This is a genomic window from Pontibacterium granulatum (assembly GCF_029961155.1).
Taxonomy (GTDB): Bacteria; Pseudomonadota; Gammaproteobacteria; order Pseudomonadales; family Balneatricaceae; genus Pontibacterium; species Pontibacterium granulatum.
The window spans coordinates 30,903-47,133 of record NZ_JASBRH010000032.1 but is presented as its reverse complement, the minus strand read 5'-3'; the positions used below and the strand labels follow the sequence as shown (position 1 = coordinate 47,133).

The window sequence follows — 16,231 nt, the reverse complement described above, 5'->3', positions numbered from 1 at the left end:
GATACCGGTAAACAACAGTGCGATGAACGACAGGAACATCGCAATGACAAGAATCTCATTGATGTCCATTAAGCATCTCCTCGCAGCAGCAGCGTCAGGTCACGGATCAGGCGGGAAATCACCGCCAGACCAAGCAGGGCAAAAGTAATAGGAATGGTACTTTTAATCAGCCAGCGCCACGGAAGACCGGATGGAGCATCGGAATGTTCGTTAATACGCCAGGAGTCGGCGACAAAATCCAGACTGTGGAAAAAGACGACGGCAATAAACGGCAGTACCAGAGTCAGTATGCCAACCACTTCCACGATCCTTTTTGTCTTGGCACGGAAGCGGGAATAAAACAGGTCAACACGGATGTGGGAATTGGTTGTCTGTGCATATGACAGACCAAACATCACACCCACGGCATACAGATGCCACTGCAGCTCCTCCAACGCGATCAGGCCACTGGAAAAACCCTTGCGCAAAACAACCTGAAGAATAATCACCAGCACCAACACGATATAAACCCACGCAACGGTAAAGCCTATCCGTTGTATGAAACGATCTATGCTGTCGGCCAACCGCACTTTGGGTTGCAGCTCAAATTCAGTCACTGGGAAACACCTTTTATAGTTATATTTTTACGGGAAAAAAGGCAGGCTCCGAGCCTGCCAAAACACACTCAAGACAGCAGAGCATGAAACGGGCAAAAAGCCCCGGCTGCCTTTCGGGGCTTTTGTAGAGCGGTTTTCTCTTTAGTTGTGTTGGGCGCGTGGGAGGAAGGCGTTCGCTTCCCACAAGTCGTAGCCCTTACGGAAGGCGCTCATGTCATTCCATACTTTCTTGAAGAATGGATCAGCAGCGCTTTTCTCTTCGGCTACGTCCTGCCAGGTGGATTCGAAGGTTGCCAGCATCTCCTGGCTCCAGTAACGGATCTGTACGCCGTTGTCCTGGGCTTTGGCCATCACATCAAACTGCGAGTATTCACCCTCGGCAATGGATTGGGTCATCGACGCTTTACAGGTGGTTTCCACGGTTGCCTTCTGGCCCGGTGTCATCTCTTTCCAGGTATCCTTGTTGATTAACAGCTCGAACAGCGTCGCCTGCTGGTGCCAGCCCGGGAAGTAGTTGTATTTGGCAACTTTATGCAGACCCAGCATCTTATCGATCGCCGGCTGGGAGAACTCGGTGGCGTCGATCGCGCCTTTCTCCAGTGCGCCGAAGATCTCACCGCCTGGTAGCTGGACGGTGCCCACACCCAGTTTTTCCAGTACCGATCCGCCAAGACCGAAGAAGCGCATATTCAGGCCTTTCAGGTCGTCGATAGAGTTGATCTCTTTCTTGAACCAGCCGGAGGTTTCCGGAGACAGCACCGCACAGGGGATTACCTGAACGTTATAGCCGGCGTCGTCGTACATCTCCTGATACAGGCTCAGACCGTTGCCGTAATAGAGCCATGCCATGTATTCGCCCGCTTCAGGGCCAAACGGAACGGCGGAGAAAAGCGCTGCGGCTGGCATCTTGCCCTGCCAGTAACCGGCTGTGGCGTAACCGGAGTTCACTTTACCGGAAGAGACTGCATCCAGGATTTCGGGAGGGCTGACCAGTTTGCCTGGTTCATACAGCTTCATCCGAATACGGCCGTCACTCACCAGTTTCAGTTGGTCCGATACCCAGGTAATGCTGGAACCCAGTGCGGGCAGGTGTGAACCAAACGCGATCGGTGTTTTTAGCAATAGCTTGTCACCGGCATTCGCCGGAGTTGCTGTCATTGCAAGGTTACCGGCGACAACGGCGGTGAAGAGCATGGATTTTATTGTTTTCATGATTGCGCTCCTGATGGTTTTTCTATCAATTTGAAGCAGTCCGCCGGGTGATCTGTTGACCGGACGGCTGCTGGTTATCCCAAATTGGGAAATGGGTGAACCTGTTACTGTCCGATCACTGTGCGGTCCAGCCACCATCTACCGGCATGGCGGCACCGTTTATCGCTTTGGCGACATCGCTGCAGAGGAACGCCGTCATGGCGCCGATCTCGGCCGGGTTGATCAGCTCAGGGTAAGGCGATTTAGTCAGGATCAGGCCGCGTTTGGCCTCTTCTTCGGAAACCTGGTTCTGTTCGGCATACACTTTGAACTGGTGGTTCAGGATCGGGGTATCGGTCCAGCCCGGGCAGATGCAGTTGGCGGTGATGCCATCAGCGGCGTGCTCCAGCGCCACGACCTTGGTAAAACCGACCAGGCCGTGTTTTGCCGCGCAATAAGCGGATTTATTGGCCGAAGCCACAAGACCGTGTACCGAGGCGATATTGATGACGCGTCCCCAGCCTGCCTGCTTCATCAAAGGCAGTGCCAACCGTGTTAGTTGGAATGGGGCCGTCAGGTTGATGGCCAGAACCTGATCCCACTTTTCAGGGGGAAACTCGGCAGTAGTGGCGGTGTACTGAATGCCGGCGTTATTCACCAGAATGTCGATCCCACCGAACCGGGCGACCGTTGCTTCGAACAGCTTTTCGATTTCTGCAGGGTTGGAGATGTCGGCGCTGCAATAGCCGGTCTTTACGCCGTATTCCTGGGTGATTGCGTTGGCAATCGGTTCACCTGCGGACGCGTCTTCCAAACCGTGCAACATTACCTGGAAACCTTGAGAGGCCAGAACTTTGGCCGTTGCCAGGCCTATGCCGCTGCTGGAACCGGTGACCAGTGCTGTTTTCTTGTCTGTCATTTTGAAATCTCCTCTGTGCTTAGGCCGCGGCCAGGATGCTGACGTAGTTGGCTACACCGGTACCGCCCATGTTGAAGACGCCACCGTAACGGCAATCGGATTGCTGCATGGCGCCGGCCCGGCCGGTCAGCTGCAACGCCGAGAGTGCATGCATCGAAACGCCGGTAGCGCCGATCGGGTGACCTTTGGATTTGAGGCCGCCGGACAGGTTGACCGGCAGATAACCATCGGGAGCGGTCCAGCCTTCAGCCAGAGCAACATAACCCTCGCCGTAAGCCGTCAGCCCCATCGCTTCGTACTGCATCAGTTCGGCGACCGTGAAACAGTCGTGGGTTTCAACAAAGTCCAGTTGATCCAGTGAGAGATCCGCCTGTTGGAAGGCTTTTTTCCAGGCCGCTTCACAGCCTTCGAGTTTTGACAGGTCGCGGCGTGACATCGGCAGGAAGTCGTTGACCTGGGCGATGCTGCTGAAGCGAGCCGTTGGTTTGTGAGCTGGAACCAGGTTTTCAGCGGTGAGCACCAGCGCTGCGGCGCCGTCGGATACCAGAGAGCAGTCGGTACGTTTCAGCTGCCCGGCAACCTGTGGATTCTTGTCCGATGGGTAGCGGCAGAATTCATAGTCGAATGCTTTCCGCAGCTGGGCGTAGGGGTTATTCAAGCCGTTGGCATGATTCTTCACAGCGATTTGTGCCAGGGCATCCAGCTGTTCGCCGTAGCGTTCGAAGTAGTGGTCCGCAATATGGCCAAATACCGCGGCGAAGCTGTCAAAGCGTGATTCCTCTGCCAGATAGCTGGCACGCGCCAGAGCGCCGCCGATGTCGGGGCAATCGGTCATTTTCTCTGCGCCCACGACAAGCACGCGCTGTGCCTGTCCGGACTGGATAGCACGTACCGCAGCATGGACTGCGGCTGAACCGCTGGCACAGGCATTTTCCAGGCGGTGAGCAGGCTTAAAGCGCAGGGCAGGGTCCACCTGCAGTACCAGCGAGCTGACAAACTCCTGTTTGCTGAGCCCCGCGTTAAAGTGTCCCACAAAGATTTCATCGACATCCGCCGCATCGACTTCTGCATCGTCCAATGCTTCGGTCACTGCTAGTCGGATCAGTTCTTCTAGATTGGCGTCGTGTTTGCCGAACGGGGTATGGCCCACACCCAGGATATGCGCGTTTTTCATTGTTACCTCAATTCGTTGGGGAACCTGTAATTCAGTCCCTTAGCTTTTATTTGTGCAGTCGAAGTGTTGGCGCAGGGCGGTTTTCAGGATCTTGCCGGTGCTGTTCTTCGGTAATTTGTCCAGGAAGCGGTACAGCTTGGGCCGCTTGAAGCGCGCCATCTTTTCCAGGCAGTACTGTTCGAGCCTGTCGTTGTTGAGTTCTGTGCCCGGCGTCGGTGATACATAGGCCACGACAAGCTCACCCCACTCCGCATCCGGGATACCGATTACCGAGACTTCACGGACGTCAGGGTGCTGCAGCAGTACCTCTTCAACCTCGCGTGGGTAGATGTTGGATCCGCCACTGATAATCACGTCCTTGGAGCGGTCGGTGAGATAGAGAAAGCCCTGCTCGTCCAGATAGCCGATGTCGCCGGTATAGAGCCAGCCGTCGCGCAGGGTTTCTGAAGTGGCCTGATCGTTGTGCCAGTAGCCAAGCATCACCGCGTCGCCGTGTACGCAGATCTCGCCCGCAATACCCGTGTCTGCAACTGCGTTGTCCGCTGTAACTATCTTCAGTTCGATGCCGAAGTGGGGGAGGCCAACCGATGCCAGGCGCTGCAGCTGCAGACCATTGAGTGATTCCGCGTGCTGATAGCGGTCCAGTACAGTGATATTCATCGGGCATTCGCCCTGACCGTAGATCTGCACCAGCTTATTGCCCAACACTTGGTGAGCGCGCTGCAGATCGGTCTGATACATGGGGGCGCCGCCATAGATAATGGTGTCCAGATTCTCGAAATCTGCCGGTTGGGCGTCCGGGTATTCAACCAGTCGTTTGACCATGGTTGGAGCGGCAAAAAAGGAGACACTGCGTTGTTCGCGCAGCATGGATAGCAGCTCGGGTACGTCGAAACCACCGCTCGGTGGAATCAACTGAATGCCACCTTTGGCGATAAACGGCAGGATGTAGTAGCCGCCGCCATGAGACATCGGGGCGCCGTGATACACCGCGTCGCCGCAAGCAACCGATTTAATCTGGCTGAGGAAACCGTTGAGCATGGCGTGGAGGTTGCGGTGGCTTTGCATCGCGCCTTTTGGGCGACCGGTGGTGCCACTGGTGTAGAACAGCCAGGCCAGGTCATCGCTATCTTTTGGCTCCAGTGCTAGCGGTTCACCTTCGCTCAGACTCAGATACTGCTTGCTGTCCACGTTGATCAGCTGGGTGCGCTTGGCCGTGCCCGCACTGTCTAACAGCTGTTGGTGCAGCTTATTGCTGGTGAAGCACAGCGCTGCGTCACTGTTTTGCAGGATGTAGTGGAACTCGCTTGGGTGGAGTTTGGCGTTCATCGGTACCACCACCAGGCCCGCATGCCAGGCTGCAAACATTGCCTCGACATATTCCGGGCGGTTTTCCATCACCAGCGCGACGCGATCACCTGGCTGTAAAGAGAACTGCTCACGCAGGTGGTGTGCGAGTACAGCAACGCGGCGGTAAAGCTGACGGTAGGTGAGATAGGGCTGGGTACCGAGGACAATAGCCGGTTGATCGGTATAGGCCGCGTCGGCGCGACGGAGAATTTCAGCAATATTCATGACACATCAGTCTTGTTGTTATTTTGCCAATGAAATTGCAGGGGGTGTGCCACTGTTTATATCTAATTGATATTTATGAGTATTTGTATTTTATTGTCGGTTGGATTGTCTGAGGTGTCTTTTTTTAAAGACATTTAATGTCTTTATATGAAGACGTAAATGTCTTACTTTGTAGACATGGTTTTTCGCTGAGGTTAATCAATATGCGTTGGGATGAAATCGGCCAGCAAGATATCAAGCAGCAGGCACTCGCATTTTTCACTGAATCCTTTGAGCAGTTCTATGAACATGCGATTGCAGTGGACATTAAGGGGACGGTGACGTGGATCAGCGAAGCGTATTACAACTTTCTGGAGCTGGATGAGTCACCGATCGGCAATCACATTACGGACATTGTGCCGAACAGTTACCTGCCGGGTGTAATCGCCAGTGGTGAGCCGATCTTCCTGAATTTGCTGTTTATCAAAGAGCAGTGGATCGTGATCAGTGCGATTCCGCTGCAGGATGAACGCGGTAAGGTGGTGGGTGGTTTTGGTTTTGTTGCCAGTGAAAGTGTCGGCCATATCAAACCTTTGCTCACCAAGTACAACCAGCTGCAGAACCAACTGAGGGATGCCCGCAACAAGCTGGCGCTGGAGCGTAGCTCCCGCTACCGATTGTCGCAGATTGTTGGTCGTAGCGATGCCCTGCAGGCAGTTAAAAAACAGGTGCGCCAAGCCGCCCGCTTCGATATCTCCGTGCTACTCACTGGAGAAACCGGTACCGGCAAGGAGCTGTTTGCCCATGCTCTGCATGACCTGTCCAGCCGCAGCGCCGGACCCTTTGTCAGTATCAACGTTGCCGCTATACCGGAGAACCTGATTGAAGCCGAGTTCTTTGGCGTGGCCCCAGGAGCCTATACCGGTGCGGCCAAGGAGGGGCGGGTCGGTAAGTTCGAGCTCGCGGACGGTGGCACGTTATTTCTAGACGAGATCGGCGATATGCCGGTGGATCTGCAGGCCAAGTTGCTGCGCGCGCTGCAGGAGAAAGAGTTCGAAGCGGTTGGCTCAAACACGTTGAAGAAAGTGGATGTGCGGATCATCGCGGCCACCAGCCGGAACCTGATGGAGAGGGTTGAGAGTGGCCACTTCCGCGCCGACCTCTATTACCGCTTAAGTTCGTTGCCGATCCACCTGCCGCCGCTGCGTGATCGATTGACTGATATTGAGGCCTTGGGTGAACGCTTTGTGGATGAGGTTTCGGCGCAACTGGAGCTGCCGGCCAAGGAGCTGACACCGGATGCACTCCAGCTGCTCTGTAGGCAGAGTTGGCCCGGTAATGTCAGGGAACTGCACAACGTAATCGAACGGGCCTGTGTCTTGAGCGACGCCCCTGAGATTGATGCTGAGTGTTTGCGACCATTGTTGAGCAATTCCGTACCATCGGTAAAGTCTATGGAGCCTTTGATGGAAGAGCCGAGTTTTCGTCCGCAACATAGACCACGCCCTTTGGCTGACGCAATTCTTGATGCTGAACGCGCAGCTATCATGGAGGCGCTTGCATATACCCGCGGACGCAAAACAGAAGCGGCAAAATTGTTGGGCATTTCGCGGGCAAATCTTTACGACAAACTTAAAAAGGTTGGTTTGTAGTTTTGGCATCAGCTGAGCTGTAAATGGAACTCTAAAGTCCTTTCGATCTTTCGTCCTTTCGTGCTTAGGAACGGTAATGTTGGGCATCGCGTTGCAATGACCAACCTACGGATCAATATTTTCAATCACATGTAGGTTGGCCATTGCGCAGCAATGCCCAACGTTTATCAGAACCAAAAAAAACGCCCTCACGTTGAGGGCGTATGGCGAAGTCCAATATTCGGACAAAATGATAGGCGTGACCGGCGTGCTTGAAACCGGCCACTGACAGAACTCAGCTTGTTTCCGAGCTGATAGGAGAGAACGCTGTTAGCGACCACCCGCACCCTGGCGGGATTGTTCGCTGTTGGTGACCAGCACTTTCGCACCCAGGCGGTTGATCTCTGCCCACAGTGCATCGTCGATGTCGACGCCGTTTTCTACGGTGAGGTCCTTGTTTGCAGCAACCTGATCAGCGCTGATATAACGCGCTGCACGGTTGCCGCGGGACTCCTGCAGGGAGGAGGTCAGATCCACACGGGAGCTGCAGATGATAGTCAGTGCCTGTGCATCCACTTCGCTGGTTTCCAGTGAGGTGGTCGCTTCGCTGTAGCTTGGGTATCGCTGACCCGCCTTGATCGCAGCGGTGTGTTCGGTCACGGTGTCGCTGCCGTTCTGCCAGTACGCCGCTACGCTGATGCCACGACGACCGCAGTCGGTCAGGGCTTTCAGGATGAACATACGGTTGTGGCAGTTGTGCACGGTTACTGTCGCAATACCACTCTCCAGCGCCTTCGCGTGGGCCAGATCAACGGATGCCGCGATGCAGTTCAGCGCGCTGCGGCCGTGGCTGTCGATGATTGCGGAGGTACTGTCTTCGTAAACAACACTGCTCAGCGGTTTGTCGCTGTCTTCGCCGATGTAAGGCAGTGCACGTTCCAGCTCCTGCAGACCGTTGAGGCCGTGCTTTTCCAACCACAGGATCATGTTCGCAGCGTCTTCGTAGTTACCCACGAAATATCCGGTTGCTTCAAAGCAGCGGCGCAGTGCAGCTTTCAGTTCGTTCATAGAGATATGCATTGTTACTACTCCTTACTGCTTTGGCGCCAGAGGCATGAACCAGTCATCGTTAAAAGTCTGTCCGATATCTTCCAGCAGCGGTGCGCCCTGGAACATGGTGTTACGTACCCACAGACGGGAACGTGGATCGAACTTACTTACCCCGAAGAACGCCAGTTTGCAGCGCAGCAGGTGCATCGGTAGGATCTCGCGATCCAGCAGGTTGGCCTGGATATCACCGTAAACACAACGGTTCATGCTCTGGATACGGCGCACGATGCCGCGCATTTTCGGACGCGCCACCATAAAGCGAGCGGTGGTGTGTTCCGGATGCTCCTGTACGTATTCGCATAGCTGGTCGTAGCACTTACGTACCGCGTAACCAACACCCAGTGCCATCTGCTTATCTTTGGCTTCAACATCTGCAATGCTGCCCAGACGTGGCTCCATCTTCTCCTCAGAGCGGTACCAGCAGGTTTCGCGTGCGCCGTCCGCACTGAAGTCGATCTTCAGAGCCCAGTCGTAACGTGTTTCGATGACTGACTTGAGTTCCTGCAGCGGCATCAGAGGATCTAGGTCCAGGAACTCTTCTGCGTTGTGGTATTCCTCCAGGTCTTCCACCAGCTCTGGGTAGAGTTCCAGCAGGATAGATACCAGCATCTCCTGACCCTGTACGGAGCAGTTTTCTTCGCTCCAGGCCAGCAGGTTGTTCCAGTCGCTGAAGTCGTTGGCGATGTAACCTTTCAGTGCTTCCAGGTCAGCCAGGACCAGCTTGTTGTTTTCGGTCTGCCACGCGTCTTCGGTGAACGTTTCAGCGGTGTGCAGTGCACAGCGCTCGATCAGTTCATCCAGGTGGTGACGGACACGGTCATTGATGTTACCCAGCACGCGGATGCGAGCCAGCGCCAGTTCTCGCATCTCGATCCACTGATTGATCAGCAGTGGGTGGTTAACCAAGTAAGGCGCCATACCCAGACCAGTGGAGTTACCGATACCGAAGTAACGTTTGATATCTGCATCCATCGGCTGGTAGGAATCTGGAGAACGGTGGCGAGCAATGTGCTCCGCCTGCAGCAGGCTGAAGTTACGCAGCATCAGGCAGACAAACATTTCACCGGCAAATGGGCGTGCAAAATCTTTGTGTTTGGTGCGGACTTTTTCCCAATCCGCCATGCCCAGCTTACCGCTGCCGTATACGGCGGTGGTGCGGTACAGGTAACCGACCTTGGCGATTTTCTCTACGTCCGGCTGGTCCCCTTTGGACAGCTGATCAACCACGTAGTCGAAGTTACGGGCACTGCGGTTCGCACGGGACAGAACGAAAACGCGGGCATCAACACGACCGGCTTCCTGTTTAGGTACGTTCTGGCGCAGCTTTTCCAGATAGATATCGTCGACCGCACCCTCTACCAGGGCCATGGTCAGGTCCCATTTGGTAGCGATTACACGGTCGTTCCGCTCTTCCGGCGAGAGGTAATCAGAGAACAGTACGAAGCTGAACAGACCGTGTGGTGCGCGCACCTCGTATACCACGGTGCCGTAACCTTCGTTGTCGAGTTCGAAGCGGGCAGGTTCGATCTGCCAGCGTTCGCGCATGATGCGACGGATAAGGGTGCGCATGAAGCTCAGGCGGCTCTGATGCATCGACCCCAGGCGCTCCAGATCCATGACCTGACTGGCAGGACGCAGCGGCAATGCGTTGTCACCTCGCAGAGAGGTTTGGATAGCTGCAGGCGTTGTCATTATTATGATCCTCTAATTGCTACACATCTGTATTGTGTTGTTAATGGGCCGGCGTTGTTGATCCGGCAGCAGCATAGATGTGTTGGAAACCGACGTTCTCTTTACCTCTGCTGGTTTCGCGTTTACTCGTTATTGTTCGCAGAGAGAGCCGCACCTGTATGGTTAATCATTAACCCTGAATCAGGTACTAACAAATCAAGGTGTTCATCCAGAGCCCTTGAGCATCACCAGAAACTACCTTGGCCAGTCGCTGGGGACCGTTTTATCTTGCGCCAAAGATTTAAGCTCACACAAATCAAAAGGTTATATCGGCTGATAAGTGATGCTTATCAAAGTTGTTAAAGGTATTATTTTTTCTAAGGTTATGGGTGTTGGGTTGGGAGGAGTGTTTGAGGATTTTTTTGTGTTGGGCATTGCTGCGCAATGGCCAACCTACAGGAGGGCTTGAGAATAGGTTTGTAGGTTGGCCATCGCAACGCGATGCCCAACGATGCGGTTCTTGAGGAGAGAGGTATCTGTAGCAGCCCGCTCCGAGGGCGACATTATAGACGGTTGTTCAATGTCGCCCTCGGAGCGGGCTGCTACAAAAGCAAGGCCCTACTCAGCGTCTCCGCTATTCTCCAAAATAAACTGCACTAACGATTCCGCTGCGGGCGTGAGCGATTTGTTACTCATCCGGATAATGCCAATATGGCGCACCACATTCGGCGTCGTCAGCGGAATAAACTTCAGCTTGGTGCTTTCCTGCGGGAAGGCAAACCAGGGCAGGGTGGTGACACCCATGCCAGCCTCCAGCATCGCCACCAACGAAATCATGTTGGAGATATAGAACTGTGAGTGTCCCAGCAGCGGTTCTGCTTCTGAATCTTCCAATAAGCGCGATGTACCGTTACTGATCAGGCGATGTTCGCGCAGCTGGTCCCAGTGCAGCTCATCGAATTTTGCCAGGGGATGATCGGTGCGGCACACCACACCCACGTTATCTTCCCAGATCGGGATGAAGGTTTTGTCGCTGTGTTCTTCTGCATGCAACAGGCTGGCGATACCAAAATCCACCTGTTGGTTCTCCACCATGTTCAGCACAGCCCCCGCATTATCGTCATAGAAACTGATATGCAGGTTGGGGGCATTCTCGACAAAGTTGGAGAGGATCTCCGGCAGCATACGGCTGGCAATCGACGGTACCGACGCCAGTCGCAGGTGGCCGGTTTTGTGTTCCGCCATCAGCGTCATGTCCTTGGCGATCCGGTCGTGGTGTGCAATCAGCTCTTTGGCCTGCGGCAGGAAGTGTTTACCAAAGGGCGTTAGCTCCGCATTGGTTGCTTTGGCGTTGCGTTTTTCAAATAAAGGCTCGCCCAGTTTGTTCTCCAGATCCTTGATCGACAGGGAGATGGCAGGCTGGGTGCGGTGCGCTTTTTCGGCTGCAGCGTGAAATCCCTTTAGCTCTGCAACCCAGACAAAGTGTCTCAACTGGGTGATCTTCAGTTCGGGCAACATGGGGTGATCTCTCTCTTATCAAACGCTATATCAGGCACTTTAATCATAGTGATAAAAGAACCTTATCACTGGATATTATTTATTAATTTTTATTATTAAATCATGGGCAATAAGATGAATCCATCAACTTTGTGGAGGTAAACATGTCTGATTCAGTTTTTCGTAACTACATCGCCGGTGAGTGGGTAGAAGGTACTGGTACCGTGGCAAACATCAGCCCGGCCGACACCAGTGATGTAATTGGTCACTACGCGCAGGCTGATAAGGCGCAGACCGAAGCTGCTATCGCTGCCGCACAGAAAGGTCAGGAAGAGTGGCAGAAGAGCGGTCTGGAGCAGCGCTACTCCGTACTGATGGCAATCGGTGATGAGCTGATCGCACGCAAAGATGAGCTGGGTGCGATTCTGGCCCGCGAAGAAGGTAAAACCCTGGCGGAAGGCGTTGGTGAGACTTACCGTTCCGGTCAGTTCTTCCACTACTACGCAGCAGAAGTCCTGCGTCAGATGGGTGAAACTGCTGATTCCGTGCGTCCAGGCGTCGAGATTGAAACGCGCCGTGAGCCTGTCGGTGTTGTTGGCATCATCACTCCATGGAACTTCCCTACTGCGACGGGCGCTTGGAAAATCGCTCCGGCACTGGCTTTCGGTAACGCAATTGTTTGGAAACCTGCAAACCAGGTTCCAGCATCCGCATGGGCACTGACTGAGATTATCTCCCGTCAGGGTCTGCCAGCGGGCACTTTCAACCTGGTCATGGGCCCGGGCTCCCAAGTGGGTGATGTGCTGATAAACTCCCGCGACATCAACGCGCTGACATTTACCGGCTCTCTGGAAACCGGTCGCAAAGTAGCTGCGGCTACTGCTGTGAACCTGGTTAAATGCCAGCTGGAAATGGGCTCTAAAAACGCACTGGTTGTGCTGGACGATGCGGATCTGGATAACGCGGTTGAGTGTGCAGTTAACGGTGCATTCGGTGGTACCGGCCAGAAATGTACTGCGTCTTCCCGTCTGATCGTCACTGAAGGCATCCACGATCGTTTTGTAGAAGCGGTTGTTGAGCGCATGAAGAAACTGGTTGTGGGTCACCCACTGAAAGAGGGTGTTCACATCGGTGCGGTTGCTGATGCGCGTCAGATGGAACAGAACCTGGAATACCTGGAGCTGGCTAAATCTGAAGGTGGCAAGCTGGTATACGGCGGTGACGTCCTGAAAGAAGAGACGGAAGGTTACTACATGCAGCCTGCACTGTTCACCGAAACCACCAACGACATGCGCATCAACCGTGAAGAGGCATTCGCGCCAATCGCATGTGTCATCAAGGTGAAGGACTACGCAGAAGCGCTGGCCACTCTGAACGACACCAACTTCGGTCTGACCGGCGGTATCTGCACTGAGTCCCTGAAGTACGCAACTGACTTCAAACGTAACGCCAAGACCGGTTGTGTGATGGTGAACCTGCCAACGGCGGGTACTGACTACCACGTACCGTTTGGCGGTCGTAAAGATTCCAGCTTCGGTCCACGCGAACAGGGTACGTACGCGAAAGAGTTCTACACCGTAGTTAAAACTACCTACATGCGTGCTTAATCGGAGCAGGCCTATGACACCTAATCTGCATAAAGAGCTGATCGTGGTCGACGGACTCCAGTACTCCAACTGGAACCGTCAGATCTTCGAACAGCTGCGCGAAGGTGGCGTAACGATGGTGCATGTCACCATCGTTTACCACGAACAGATTCGCGAGACACTGCTGCGTATCTCCGAGTGGAACCGCCACTTCGAGAACAATCCTGATCTGATCATGCCGGTAAAAAGCACGGACGACATCCGCCGTGCGAAAGAACTGGGCAAGGTTGGCATCATGTTTGGTGCGCAGAACTGTTCTCCAATTGAAGATGACATCGGCATGGTTGAGGTTATGCGCGAGCTGAACCTGATGATCATGCAACTAACCTACAACAACCAGAGCCTGCTGGCGTGTGGTTGCTACGAAGCCGAAGACAGCGGTGTAACCCGCTTCGGTAAACAGGTCATCAAAGAGATGAACCGCGTTGGCATGGTGGTGGATATGAGTCACAGCGGCGAACGCAGCACGCTGGATGCGATTGAGCTGTCGGAACGTCCGATTGTGATCTCCCACGCCAACCCAACCAGCTTTCATCCGGCACTGCGTAACAAGTCCGATACCGTGCTGAAAGCACTGGGTGAATCTGGCGGTTTGCTGGGCTTCAGTCTCTATCCGTTCCACCTGAAGAACGGGCCAGACTGCACCCTGGAAGAGTTCTGCGACATGGTGGCCAGCACGGCTGACCTGATGGGCGTAGACCGCATCGGTATCGGTACCGACTTGTGCCAGGATCAGCCGCTGTCTGTCCTTGAATGGATGCGCAACGGTCGCTGGTCGAAAGAGAAAGATTACGGTGAAGGCTCCAAGTCCAATGCGGACTGGCCACGCCCGCTGTCATGGTTCCGTGACAGCCGGGATTTTCCGAACATCACAGCAGGCTTGCAAGCTCGCGGCTTCAGTGATGAGGAAGTGGCAAAAATTATGGGCCTGAACTGGCTGAGCTTCCTGGATGATGCGTTGCGGCCACAGCGTTGATTCACCCTGAAGTACTCATTTAATACCGGTTTTACCGAAACTGGAAACTATGCAGCGCCTCTGGTGCACCGGGTTGCTGCACAGGTTCCAAAGCACTCTGACTGAGAAATCATAAATATAAGAGCCCCGTCAGGAGACTATTATGAATACAACTACTCAGGCAGCCACTTCTACAACGGAGATGGAAATGCCAAATAAATCAATGCTGTCAGGCGTGGATATGCCCGTGTTCCTGATCAGCGGAGGTGTACTCGCTCTGTTCGCAGCGTTTGCATTGTATGACATCGATTTGGTGTCAGGCTGGGTGAACGCGGCATTCGGGATGTCTACGAAGATGTTCGGCGCCTACTGGCAGGTGTTGCTGCTGCTGACCTTCGTTATTGGTCTGTTCCTGACGATTGGCCGTACCGGCGCCGTGGTTATGGGCGGTACGAAAACGCCTGATATCTCCACGTTCCAATGGATCTCCATCATCATGTGTACGCTGCTGGCGGGTGGCGGTGTGTTCTGGGCGGCGGCAGAGCCGATGGCACACTTTACCTCTCCTCCACCGTTGTTTGCCGGTGAAGGTGCAGAAACCGGCACCGTACAGGCCGCATACAACGCACTCGCTCAGAGCTTTATGCACTGGGGCTTCCTGGCGTGGGCGATCCTGGGTAGCCTGACAGGTATCGTATTCATGTACCTGCACTACGAAAAAGGTCTGCCGCTGAAACCGCGCACGTTGCTGTACCCGGTACTGGGCGACCGTGTAATGAAGGGCCCGCTGGGTGCGATCGTTGACTCCAGCTGCGTACTGGCTGTGGTTGCCGGTACCGTAGGTCCAATCGGCTTCCTGGGGCTGCAGGTGAGCTTCGGTCTGGAAAAGCTGTTCGGTATCCCAAATACCTACACTACACAGGTATTTATCCTGGTTGGTCTGATCGGTCTGTACACTGTGTCCGCAGTCAGTGGAGTGAACCGGGGTATCCAGATTCTGAGCCGTGCAAACGTATTCCTGGCTGTTGCGCTGATGCTGTTCATCCTGGTGTTCGGTCCAACCAGCTTCATTATTGATGGTTACCTGCACTCTTTCGGTATTTACCTGGATAAGTTTATTCCGATGGCGACCTTCCGTGCTAACCCAGGTTGGCTGGACTGGTGGACGGTGTTCTTCTGGGGTTGGTTCCTGGGTTACGGTCCGCTGATGGCGATGTTCGTGGCACGTATCTCCCGTGGTCGCACGATCCGTGAAATGGTACTGCTGATCTCCGTTGTTGCGCCGATCATCACCTGCTTCTGGTTCACCATTGTTGGTGGTGCAGGTTTGTCTTTCGAGCTGAGCAACCCGGGTGTGATCTCCGAGCCGTTCACAGGCTTCAACCTGCCGGCGGCGCTGCTGGCGATCACAGAACAGTTGCCGATGGGCTTCCTGATCTCTGTACTGTTCCTGATCCTGACTACAATCTTCGTCGCAACGACCGGTGACTCCATGACCTACGCGGTATCCATGGTAATGACCGGTACCGACCACCCACAGACCAGCGTACGTGTTTTCTGGGGTGTGATGATGGGTCTGATGGCGGCAATCCTGATCTCTATCGGTTCCGGTGGTATCTCTGCACTGCAGTCCTTCATCGTGGTGACTGCTGTACCGGTATCCCTGGTTCTGTTGCCATCTCTTTGGACCGCACCGCAGATCGCGAACAAGATGGCTGACGAGCAGGGTCTGTAAGACGCACGCTAAACTCTCTGAAAAGCTGCCACACATTGTGCTCCGACGGGACTGTGTGGCAGCGATCTTCCTTTTTGTTCTTTTAGTAAAACGTTGAAAATACTTATGAAAACACCCGTTAAAACTGACCTGTTCGCGTCTAAAGCGCCTCTTGAGTGGGCGATCATCGCCAACGGTACGCTGTCTACCGCACAGATCCCTATCGATGCAGAGGGCAATGTCGTTGAAGGGGGGATCGAAGCCCAGGCGCGTCAGACCATGGAAAACTTTAAGCACACCATCGAAGCGGCAGAGTTGACCATGGACGATGTGACTCAGGTACTGATCTATGTAACCGATCGCTCTCAGTTGCCAGTATTCAACAAGGTATACGCCGAATACTTCGAAGCACCGTACCCGAACCGCGCAGCGATGATCGTTGCTGGTCTGGCACGTGAAGAGATGTTGTGTGAGATCGTAGCTTACGCAGCGGTACCACAAGCCTGATTTCGGGATCTCCCCATCCTGGAATGGTTTCGGGAACTGTCCCTCCCAGTGAAACCTTGAGCCGGC

Annotated in this window: 13 protein-coding genes; 5 read left to right on the top strand and 8 right to left on the bottom strand. The window is 54.3% G+C overall.

Annotated elements, in window-relative coordinates; genetic code table 11:
• Nucleotides 1-68: 68 nt before the first annotated feature.
• The 5 genes from QKW35_RS19475 to QKW35_RS19455 form a co-directional block, all read right to left on the bottom strand.
• Nucleotides 69-596, bottom strand: a complete 528-nt coding sequence (locus QKW35_RS19475) for a TRAP transporter small permease subunit (protein ID WP_282355827.1) — start codon at nucleotides 594-596, stop codon at nucleotides 69-71.
• A 141-nt stretch (nucleotides 597-737) separates the two neighbouring features.
• Entirely contained in the window at nucleotides 738-1,808 is a 1,071-nt protein-coding gene (locus QKW35_RS19470) for a TRAP transporter substrate-binding protein (protein WP_282355825.1), read from the bottom strand.
• Between the two features lie 115 nt (nucleotides 1,809-1,923).
• Nucleotides 1,924-2,706, bottom strand: coding sequence for a 3-hydroxybutyrate dehydrogenase (locus QKW35_RS19465; protein ID WP_282355823.1), 783 nt, complete (start codon nucleotides 2,704-2,706; stop codon nucleotides 1,924-1,926).
• Nucleotides 2,707-2,725: 19 nt separating this feature from the next.
• Nucleotides 2,726-3,880, bottom strand: coding sequence for an acetyl-CoA acetyltransferase (locus QKW35_RS19460; protein ID WP_282355822.1), 1,155 nt, complete (start codon nucleotides 3,878-3,880; stop codon nucleotides 2,726-2,728).
• Between the two features lie 39 nt (nucleotides 3,881-3,919).
• The gene (locus QKW35_RS19455; protein ID WP_282355821.1) at nucleotides 3,920-5,455 is read right to left on the bottom strand and encodes an AMP-binding protein; all 1,536 of its coding nucleotides are present in this window, start codon (nucleotides 5,453-5,455) and stop codon (nucleotides 3,920-3,922) included.
• Between the two features lie 203 nt (nucleotides 5,456-5,658).
• Between QKW35_RS19455 and QKW35_RS19450 the strand changes: the two genes are divergently transcribed.
• Nucleotides 5,659-7,086, top strand: a complete 1,428-nt coding sequence (locus QKW35_RS19450; protein ID WP_282355820.1) for a sigma-54 interaction domain-containing protein — start codon at nucleotides 5,659-5,661, stop codon at nucleotides 7,084-7,086.
• A gap of 309 nt (nucleotides 7,087-7,395) precedes the next feature.
• Here QKW35_RS19450 and QKW35_RS19445 read toward each other — a convergent pair whose 3' ends face one another.
• From QKW35_RS19445 to QKW35_RS19435, 3 genes are all read right to left on the bottom strand, one after another.
• A complete protein-coding gene (locus QKW35_RS19445; protein ID WP_282355819.1) occupies nucleotides 7,396-8,145 on the bottom strand; it encodes a DUF3726 domain-containing protein in 750 nt (249 codons plus the stop codon).
• A 12-nt stretch (nucleotides 8,146-8,157) separates the two neighbouring features.
• Nucleotides 8,158-9,867: a hypothetical protein gene (locus tag QKW35_RS19440; protein WP_282355818.1), complete on the bottom strand. Its 1,710-nt coding sequence runs from the start codon at nucleotides 9,865-9,867 to the stop codon at nucleotides 8,158-8,160.
• A 597-nt stretch (nucleotides 9,868-10,464) separates the two neighbouring features.
• Entirely contained in the window at nucleotides 10,465-11,364 is a 900-nt protein-coding gene (locus QKW35_RS19435; protein WP_282355816.1) for a LysR family transcriptional regulator, read from the bottom strand.
• A 143-nt stretch (nucleotides 11,365-11,507) separates the two neighbouring features.
• Here QKW35_RS19435 and QKW35_RS19430 point away from each other — a divergent pair, with 143 nt between their 5' ends.
• From QKW35_RS19430 to QKW35_RS19415, 4 genes are all read left to right on the top strand, one after another.
• Nucleotides 11,508-12,950: an aldehyde dehydrogenase family protein gene (locus tag QKW35_RS19430; RefSeq protein ID WP_282355814.1), complete on the top strand. Its 1,443-nt coding sequence runs from the start codon at nucleotides 11,508-11,510 to the stop codon at nucleotides 12,948-12,950.
• A 13-nt stretch (nucleotides 12,951-12,963) separates the two neighbouring features.
• Nucleotides 12,964-13,965, top strand: a complete 1,002-nt coding sequence (locus tag QKW35_RS19425) for a dipeptidase (RefSeq protein WP_282355812.1) — start codon at nucleotides 12,964-12,966, stop codon at nucleotides 13,963-13,965.
• A gap of 142 nt (nucleotides 13,966-14,107) precedes the next feature.
• The gene (locus QKW35_RS19420) at nucleotides 14,108-15,679 is read left to right on the top strand and encodes a BCCT family transporter (protein ID WP_282355811.1); all 1,572 of its coding nucleotides are present in this window, start codon (nucleotides 14,108-14,110) and stop codon (nucleotides 15,677-15,679) included.
• A 105-nt stretch (nucleotides 15,680-15,784) separates the two neighbouring features.
• Nucleotides 15,785-16,165, top strand: coding sequence for a RidA family protein (locus QKW35_RS19415; RefSeq protein ID WP_282355809.1), 381 nt, complete (start codon nucleotides 15,785-15,787; stop codon nucleotides 16,163-16,165).
• Nucleotides 16,166-16,231 lie beyond the last annotated feature (66 nt).

Coding starts and splice junctions, on each gene's coding strand:
- QKW35_RS19470 (WP_282355825.1), bottom strand. CDS start 1,808: ATGAAAACAATAAAATCCATGCTCTTCACCGCCGTTGTCGCCGGTAAC.
- QKW35_RS19465 (WP_282355823.1), bottom strand. CDS start 2,706: ATGACAGACAAGAAAACAGCACTGGTCACCGGTTCCAGCAGCGGCATA.
- QKW35_RS19460 (WP_282355822.1), bottom strand. CDS start 3,880: ATGAAAAACGCGCATATCCTGGGTGTGGGCCATACCCCGTTCGGCAAA.
- QKW35_RS19455 (WP_282355821.1), bottom strand. CDS start 5,455: ATGAATATTGCTGAAATTCTCCGTCGCGCCGACGCGGCCTATACCGAT.
- QKW35_RS19450 (WP_282355820.1), top strand. CDS start 5,659: ATGCGTTGGGATGAAATCGGCCAGCAAGATATCAAGCAGCAGGCACTC.
- QKW35_RS19445 (WP_282355819.1), bottom strand. CDS start 8,145: ATGCATATCTCTATGAACGAACTGAAAGCTGCACTGCGCCGCTGCTTT.
- QKW35_RS19440 (WP_282355818.1), bottom strand. CDS start 9,867: ATGACAACGCCTGCAGCTATCCAAACCTCTCTGCGAGGTGACAACGCA.
- QKW35_RS19435 (WP_282355816.1), bottom strand. CDS start 11,364: ATGTTGCCCGAACTGAAGATCACCCAGTTGAGACACTTTGTCTGGGTT.
- QKW35_RS19430 (WP_282355814.1), top strand. CDS start 11,508: ATGTCTGATTCAGTTTTTCGTAACTACATCGCCGGTGAGTGGGTAGAA.
- QKW35_RS19425 (WP_282355812.1), top strand. CDS start 12,964: ATGACACCTAATCTGCATAAAGAGCTGATCGTGGTCGACGGACTCCAG.
- QKW35_RS19420 (WP_282355811.1), top strand. CDS start 14,108: ATGAATACAACTACTCAGGCAGCCACTTCTACAACGGAGATGGAAATG.
- QKW35_RS19415 (WP_282355809.1), top strand. CDS start 15,785: ATGAAAACACCCGTTAAAACTGACCTGTTCGCGTCTAAAGCGCCTCTT.